The organism is Aeromicrobium sp. WCS2018Hpa-31 (assembly GCF_031843905.1).
GTDB lineage: Bacteria > Actinomycetota > Actinomycetes > Propionibacteriales > Nocardioidaceae > Aeromicrobium.
This window is the reverse complement of the sequence record NZ_JAVTJF010000010.1, coordinates 193,872-201,026: the sequence shown is the minus strand read 5'-3', so window position 1 is coordinate 201,026 and position 7,155 is coordinate 193,872. Positions and strand designations below refer to the sequence as shown.

Genomic DNA, 7,155 nt, shown 5'->3' with positions numbered 1-7,155 from the left:
CGACGGGATCCCGTAGCAAACGCAGCATCCTTCGACCCCTCACGCACGAACGCAGAACCCTGCGTCCCCCCAGCCACGCCCCGAGAACCCGACCGAGCCCGGACCCGCCCGCCGGTCGAGGCCCTTTCGGAACGCAGGTCCACTCGGAGCCACAGCAACGCAGCCGCAGTTCGAGGCCCCGCCACAGCCCAGCAGCCGCAGGTCGAGGCCCCGCCGCCACGAACAGCGCGTCACCGAGAACCAGGCGGCTCCGGCTCAGACTCGGCCTCGGACTCGGACTCGACCTCGATCGGGGTGGAGTTGCGCGAGAGCACCCACGCCATCGCCGCGAACGCCGCGACCTGCAGGGGCCAGCCGAGCACGACCTTGGAGGTGCCGAGCAGCGCCACGTGGTCGCCGGCCCACAGCGGGTACTGCACCACGACCCGCAGGATGCAGGGCGCGGCGAAGAGCCAGGTCAGCAGGGAGCACAGCCGGACGAGCTGTCGGTCCTCGTGCCACTCGGTGGGCTCGCCGGTGAGGCTGCCGATGAGGAACCCGATGAGGGGCCACCCCACGAGGATCGAGACGATGAACACCGCCGCGTAGGCGCCGTTGTAGAGGATCCCGGGCAGGAACACGTCACGAGCCTCGCCGCTGCGCGACGCGAACACGGCGGCGATGGCGATGCCGATGAGGGCGTTCAGCACGAACTGGACGGTGGAGCGCTGGACGAGCCGCACCACGAGCAGCAGGACCGCCGCGCCGACGCTCGCGACGAGCGAGGTCCGCAGGTCCTGCGTGCTGATCCAGCAGATCGTGAACACGATCGTGGGCACGGCGCTCTCGACGATGCCGCGCCCGCCGCCGAGCGCCTCGGAGAGCTTGGACCGCACCAGCTCCTCGACGGTGGCGACGCTCGCGCCGGCCTCGCTCATGCGTCCAGCTCGTAGCGCGGGTTGTAGAGCACGAAGGCGTCGCCGCGGCGACCGATGCGGCCGTGCACGGTCAGACGTCGCCCGGGCTCGATGCCCTCGATCCGGCGCCGGCCCAGCCACACGAGGGTGACCTGCCCAGAACCGTCGTAGAGCTGCGCCTCGAGTGCGCTCGCACCGTCGGCGACCGGGCGGGTGGTGACGGACCGCAGCTCACCGTGCAGCGAGCAGACCGACCTCTCGGCCTGGGCGGTGAGCAACCGGCAGCCCGCGGCGTCGGCGCTGCGCTGCAGCTCCTGGTCCTCGAGCTGCTCGAGGGTCGCGCGGCGCATCGGGCGGCGCAGTCGGGATGCCATGTCTCGATCCTAGGCCGCGAACCTCAGGCCTGGGTGCCGTGGCCGGGCGGCTCCTCGGCCACCGCACCCTCGGGCACCTCGATGAGCAGGGCCTCACGCACCAGGCGCGGCTCGTCACCTCGGACGACGACGACCTCACGGAACGCACGCTCGAGCAGTCCGTCCTCGTCGGGCTCGAGCGCAGCCGACCCGAGGAAGGTCGCACGAAGCATCCAGCGCGGCCCCTCGACCGCGAGGATCCGTGACGGCTGGAAGCCGTCCTGGCCGTCGGGGAGCTTCACGGGGACCTGGACGCGGAGCTCGGGACCGAACGGTCCGTCGACCTGCTCGGCCGTGCCCTCGAGTCGCTCGACCTCGGCCAGCAGCTCGCCACGGACCTCGTCCCACAGCCCACCGCTGCGTGGCGCGGCGAAGACCCGCAGCTCGAGCCCTGATTCCTCCGTGACCAGGACGACGGACCCGGTGCTGCCGCCGTCGTCCTGGGGCACCTGGAGCTGGAAGCCGATGCGTCCGCGGATCCGCAGCGGTCCGAGGTCGATGTAGCCCGTGCCTTCCCCGGTGAAGTCTCGCGAGTCCCAGGGGCCGGACGGCTCCTCGGTGGGCGTCGTGGACGCGACGTCGGGCTCGGTGCCCGTCTCGTCGGTCTGCGCTGCCTGGTCGTCACGCTCTCGGCGTCGACGGATCATGCGTCCTCCCCCATGGATCGGTGGCCTCCGGTGGAGCCGTAGCCCCCGGCGCCTCGGCTGGTGTCCTCGAGTGACTCGACCTCGCGGAAGGTCACGTGCTCGACCCGCTGCACCACGAGCTGCGCGATGCGGTCGCCGCGGGCGATCCGGACGGTCTCGTGCAGGTCGTGGTTGACCAGCAGGACCTTGATCTCGCCCCGGTAGCCGGCATCGATGGTCCCGGGCGTGTTCACCACGGAGAGTCCGTGGCGCAGGGCCAGCCCGGACCGTGGGTGGACGAAGGCCGCGAAGCCGTCGGGCAGGGCCACGGCGATGCCCGTGGGCACGAGCACGCGCTCGCCCGGCGCGAGGGTCGCATCCTCGGCGGCGTGCAGGTCGGCACCCGCGTCACCCGGGTGCGCATAGGTCGGGGCCGGGAGCCGCGGGTCGAGGCGACGCACCGCGATCTCGAGCATGCTCGCGACCCTACTCGGGCCGACCACGCCCGGATGCGGCAGGCTGGGAGCGTGCAGACCCGTCGTGAGCGACTCCTCGCTCCCCCCGCGTGGTGGATCGCCGTCGCGGCCTTCGCGATCGCGTGGGGCTGGGTGGCGTTCGTCGTCGCAGGACCGCCGGCCGCGGTCGCCGTGGCCGTGGCGGTGGCCGTCGTGACGGGTGCCCTGCTGTGGTCGTACGGGTCGACGGTGCTCGAGGCCGGACCCGACGGCCTCCGTGTGGGGCGCGCCCACCTGACGCACGAGCACGTGGGTGCGGTCACGGCGCTCGACGCGTCCGGTGCACGGACCCTGCTCGGTCCCGGCGCCGACGCCCGCGCCTGGCTGCACGTCCGGCCGTACATCTCCACCGCCGTGCAGGTGGAGGTCCGCGATCCGGCCGACCCCGCGCCCTACTGGGTGGTCTCGACCCGCGATCCGTCCGCGATCGCCCGGGCCCTCGGCCGCCCTGCCGGGCCGATCCGCCCCGAGGCCAGCACCGACCAGCCCAGCATCGACCAGCCCAGCACCGACCAAACCAGCACCGACCCGAGGTGACGACCATGCCCAGCAAGCGCCGACGCCGCACCTCCCGCACGTCCGCCCCCACGCTCGAGTCGGCCACGCCCGCGAGGCGACCGTCGCGCTCGAGCCGCAGCACGTGGAAGTTGCTCGACCGCGGCTCCACCGTCGCGGCGGGTCTGCTGGCACGTCAGGTCTCGACGCTGGCCTGGCGGGCCGCGACCGGCAAGAAGCCCCCGACCGCGGGACGACACCCCGAGGTCGAGACCCGCGAGGCCGTCGCCTGGGCCGTCATCGGAGGTGCCCTCGTCGAGGTCGTGAGGCTGCTCGTGCGCCGCGGCGCGGCCGGGTACTGGGTCCGCTCGACGGGCGACCTGCCTCCGGGCATGAAGCCCCTGAAGGGCGCCACCAAGGGTGGCGTCGCCGGAGCAGCGCAGGCGGCGGCACGGACGGCTGGAGGAACGGCGAAGCCGGCCTCCTCACGGAAGCCGGCTCCTGGTCGTCGGCGCTCGCGCTGAGCGAGCTCGGACGGTGCGTCAGTAGGCGCAGTCCCGGCAGATGAGCCGGTCGCCCTTCTCCTCGGCGAGCTGGGAACGGTGGTGCACCAGGAAGCACGACGAGCACGTGAACTCGTCGGACTTGCGCGGGACCACCTGGACGGCCAGCTCCTCGTGGGAGAGGTCGGCACCCGGCAGCTCGAACGACTCGGCCGCTTCGACCTCGTCCTCGTCCACCTTGCCCGAGTTCTTCTCGTGGCGACGCGCCTTGAGCTCCTCGATGCTGTCCTCGGACTGCTCTTCGTCAGTCTTGCGAGGCGCGTCGTAGTCGGTAGCCATGTACCCCTCCGTCGTGTGCGTTCAACCGACGGGATTGTTCCACACCGCTGCAAGCGGCCGTCGGTCAGAACCCACAAGTCCGAACGAGGTCGAAGTATTCCCCTGCAAGCGCAGGATGCGCCGCCATCACGAGGCGCAGATCCGGCGGGCCGTCGAGGCCCTCGACGAGCACACCGGCCTCGCGAGCCACCAGACCGCCGGCGGCGAGGTCCCAGGCGTGCAGACCCTGCTCGACGTACGCGTCCAACCGGCCGTCGGCGAGGGCGCACAGGTCGAGTGCGGCCGAACCGATCCGACGGATGTCCCTGACGTGCGGCAGCAGGCGGGCCGCGGCCGCCGCCTGGTGCTCCCGGACCTCGCGCACGTAGTTGAAGCCCGTCCCGACGAGGGCCTGGGAGAGCGGCGGCGGTTCCGGCGCACGCAGCGGGACCCGCCTGTCGCCGTCCCAGCGCCAGGCGCCGCCGTCGAGCACGGCACCCCACCGCTCCCCCGACGCGATGTTCACCACGAAGCCCGCGACGACCCGCTCGCCGGTCGCGTCGGTGACCCGCGCGGCGATGGACACCGCGTACGCGGGGATCCCGTAGACGAAGTTCACCGTTCCGTCGATGGGGTCGACCACCCAGTCGACCCCGCTCGTGCCGGCCACGTCGGCACCTTCCTCACCGACGAACCCGTCGTCGGGCCGTGCAGCGAGGATGCGGTCGCGGATCAGGTCCTCGCTGGCCCGGTCGACCTCGGTGACCACGTCGATGGGGCTCGACTTGGTCGCCGCGACCGCCACGCGACCCTCCGGCCGCTCGCGCCGCACCAGGGCGGCCGCCTCGAGCCCGACGTCGTGCGCCAGGGTCAGGAGCTGCTCACGGTCCGGCAGCACGGACGAGCTCACGGGTGGGCGGGCCGGTCGCCGCGCAGGTTCGCGCAGCAGCCCGGCACGCACACGACCGGGTTGGCAGCACACCGGCCGAGCGTGGCCGGCGTCGGCGACTCGCCGCGGTCGACGGCCGCCCTCTCCTGCAGCAGGTCGGTGATCATCGCGACGAAGCCGGGGTGCGTCCCCGGCGTGGGCACGCGGACGAACCTCATGCCGAGCTTCTCGGCGGTCTCCGCCGCCTCGGTGTCGAGGTCGTACACGACCTCCATGTGGTCGGACACGAAGCCGATCGGGACGACCACGACGGACGTGACGCCGTCGGCGGCCAGCTGCTCGAGGTGGTCGTTGACGTCGGGCTCCAGCCACGGGGTCCGCGGCGAGCCGGACCGGGAGCAGTACACGAGGTCCCACGGCACGTCGCGGTGCTGCGGCGCGAGACCCTCCATGACGAGCCGACCCGCCTCGAGGTGCTGGGACCGGTACGCACCCACGCCCGGCCCACCGCTCGCGTCGTTCATGGCGTCAGGGATCGAGTGGGTCACGAACACCACCCGCGTGCCGTCGGGAGCCTCGTCCAGGGCGGCGTCCGTGTGCTCCACGAAGGGGCCGATGAATCCCGGGTGGTTGAACGGCAGCCGGAGCCGGCTGAGCTCGATGTCGAGGCCCTCGGTCGCGTCGGCGAGGTTCTCGCGGTACTGGCGGCAGCCCGAGTACGACGAGTACGCGCTCGTCAGGAAGTAGGCGGCGTGGCGGACCCCGTCGGCGACCATCGCCTCGAGCGCCTCGCGCAGGTAGGGGGTCCAGTTGCGGTTGCCCCAATAGACCGGCAGGTCGACGTCGCGATCGGCCAGCTCGCCCTCGAGCGCCGCGATCACGTCGCGGTTCAGGTCGTTGATCGGGCTGCGACCACCGAACAGGAAGTAGTGCTCGCCCACCTCCTCCAGGCGCTCGCGCGGGATGCCCTTGCCGGCGGTCACGTTCTCCAGGAACGGGACGACGTCGTCGGGCTTCTCCGGCCCGCCGAAGGAGACGTAGAGGAGGGCGTCGAAGGGGCGTACATCCATGAGGTCATCGTCCCATGCAGGCCCCCGGCCCGCCGGGGGTAGCCTGCCTGCGCCGAGAATGAGGGGGCGTCGGCACCCGCCGGCGGCGACGAGGAGGTGGCGCGGTGCGGTCGACCTACGGGCACGTCCTCGCCCTGCCCGGCGCGGCTCTGTTCAGCCTGACCGGACTGGTGTCGCGCCTCCCGCTCTCGATGGCCTCGCTCGGACTCGTCCTGCTCGTCCGCGAGCACGGGGGCAGCTACGGCGCCGCCGGGCTGGTCGCCGCCGCCTACGTGGCGGCCGCCGCCGTCGTCGCCCCGATGCACGGACGGCTCAGCGACCGGTGGGGTCAGCGGCGCGTCCTGGTGCTCGCGGGCGCCGGCTACGCCGCCGGCATGATCGCCGTGATCCTCGCCGTGACCCGCGAGGTGGACGCACCCTGGCCGCACCTCGCCGCCGCGGTGGGCGGGGTCTTCACGCCGCAGACCGGGTCGCTCGTCCGCGCACGGTGGACCCACCTGCTGCGCGACGACCGTCCGCGGCTCACGACCGCGTTCGCGATCGAGGCCGTCATCGACGAGGTCGTCTTCATCGTCGGCCCGGTGCTCGTGACCTTCCTGACCCTGCAGGTCGCCGACGTCGCGGGCCTCGCGACGGCCACGGCGGCCGCGGTCGCGGGCAGCTGGTTCCTCGCCGCCCAGACGTCCACGGAGCCTCCGACGGGTCGGCACGGGGACGGACCCCGCCCGCCCCTCGGCTGGGCCGTCCTGGGCCCCGTGCTGGTGGCCGCGGTGGGGATCGGCGTGCTCTTCGGCTCGACCGAGGTGCTGGTCGTCGCGTTCACCGAGGCCGAGGGGTCGGCGGGCGCGGCCGGGGTGGTGCTGGCCATCTGGGCGGCCGGGAGCCTCCTGGCCGGCGTGGCGGTCGGACTGCTGCCCTCGCCCTCCGACTCGGTGGCGCGGCTGCGCTGGACCGTCCTGGTCCTCGGCCTGCTGTTCGCGCCGCTGCTCCTGGCGCCGAGCATCGCCTGGCTCGCCGTCGGCATGTTCGTGACCGGCTTCATGATCTCCCCGACCATGATCGCCGCCACCAGCGTGGTCGAGGAGTACGTGCCGCCGACGCGGCTCACGGAGGCCCTCACGTGGACGAGCACCGGCCTGGCCATCGGTGTCGCCCCGGGCGCCGCGGTCGCCGGCGCCGTCGTGGACCGGTTCGGCGCCTCGGCGGGCTTCGCCGTCCCCCTCGTGGCCGGCGTCCTCGCCGCGGTCGTGGCGTGGTCCTTCCGGCCACCGCCGCGACCGGACCGCTCCACCGGCCCGCAGGCATCCGCCGCCCCGAGCCCGGCACCCCCGCCGGGCTCCCCCGCCGCCCCGAGCCCGGCACCCCCGCCGGGCTGCCCCGCCGCCCCGAGCCCGGCACCCCCGCCAGGGCCCTCGGCGCACTAGGCTGTC

The 7,155-nt window shown here is 73.4% G+C and carries 10 protein-coding genes; 3 read left to right on the top strand and 7 right to left on the bottom strand.

The window, feature by feature from the left end; translation table 11 throughout:
- Positions 1 to 230: 230 nt before the first annotated feature.
- The 4 genes from RQG84_RS14520 to dut are packed head-to-tail and all read right to left on the bottom strand — an operon-like array spanning position 231 to position 2,411.
- A complete protein-coding gene (locus tag RQG84_RS14520; protein ID WP_311210576.1) occupies positions 231 to 917 on the bottom strand; it encodes a DUF3159 domain-containing protein in 687 nt (228 codons plus the stop codon).
- Complete coding sequence (locus RQG84_RS14515) at positions 914 to 1,270, bottom strand: OB-fold nucleic acid binding domain-containing protein (protein WP_055967880.1); 357 nt, start codon at positions 1,268 to 1,270, stop codon at positions 914 to 916. Before RQG84_RS14515 ends, RQG84_RS14520 begins: the two co-directional genes overlap by 4 nt.
- 23 nt (positions 1,271 to 1,293) lie before the next feature.
- Entirely contained in the window at positions 1,294 to 1,956 is a 663-nt protein-coding gene (locus RQG84_RS14510) for a DUF3710 domain-containing protein (RefSeq protein ID WP_311210575.1), read from the bottom strand.
- Positions 1,953 to 2,411, bottom strand: a complete 459-nt coding sequence (gene dut / locus RQG84_RS14505; protein WP_311210574.1) for a dUTP diphosphatase — start codon at positions 2,409 to 2,411, stop codon at positions 1,953 to 1,955. Before dut ends, RQG84_RS14510 begins: the two co-directional genes overlap by 4 nt.
- Before the next feature lie 51 nt (positions 2,412 to 2,462).
- On the opposite strand from dut, the gene RQG84_RS14500 reads away from it, so the two are divergent.
- On the top strand, positions 2,463 to 2,987 hold the full coding sequence (locus RQG84_RS14500) for a DUF3093 domain-containing protein (protein ID WP_311210573.1): 525 nt from the start codon (positions 2,463 to 2,465) through the stop codon (positions 2,985 to 2,987).
- A 5-nt stretch (positions 2,988 to 2,992) separates the two neighbouring features.
- The gene (locus RQG84_RS14495) at positions 2,993 to 3,469 is read left to right on the top strand and encodes a DUF4235 domain-containing protein (RefSeq protein WP_311210572.1); all 477 of its coding nucleotides are present in this window, start codon (positions 2,993 to 2,995) and stop codon (positions 3,467 to 3,469) included.
- Positions 3,470 to 3,487: 18 nt separating this feature from the next.
- Here RQG84_RS14495 and RQG84_RS14490 read toward each other — a convergent pair whose 3' ends face one another.
- The 3 genes from RQG84_RS14490 to RQG84_RS14480 form a co-directional block, all read right to left on the bottom strand.
- Positions 3,488 to 3,787, bottom strand: a complete 300-nt coding sequence (locus tag RQG84_RS14490; protein WP_055967866.1) for a DUF4193 domain-containing protein — start codon at positions 3,785 to 3,787, stop codon at positions 3,488 to 3,490.
- A gap of 64 nt (positions 3,788 to 3,851) precedes the next feature.
- Positions 3,852 to 4,676, bottom strand: a complete 825-nt coding sequence (locus RQG84_RS14485) for an inositol monophosphatase family protein (protein ID WP_311210571.1) — start codon at positions 4,674 to 4,676, stop codon at positions 3,852 to 3,854.
- Complete coding sequence (locus RQG84_RS14480; protein WP_056578629.1) at positions 4,673 to 5,725, bottom strand: ferrochelatase; 1,053 nt, start codon at positions 5,723 to 5,725, stop codon at positions 4,673 to 4,675. Before RQG84_RS14480 ends, RQG84_RS14485 begins: the two co-directional genes overlap by 4 nt.
- Positions 5,726 to 5,829: 104 nt before the next feature.
- On the opposite strand from RQG84_RS14480, the gene RQG84_RS14475 reads away from it, so the two are divergent.
- Positions 5,830 to 7,149, top strand: a complete 1,320-nt coding sequence (locus RQG84_RS14475; RefSeq protein WP_311210570.1) for an MFS transporter — start codon at positions 5,830 to 5,832, stop codon at positions 7,147 to 7,149.
- Positions 7,150 to 7,155: the final 6 nt, after the last annotated feature.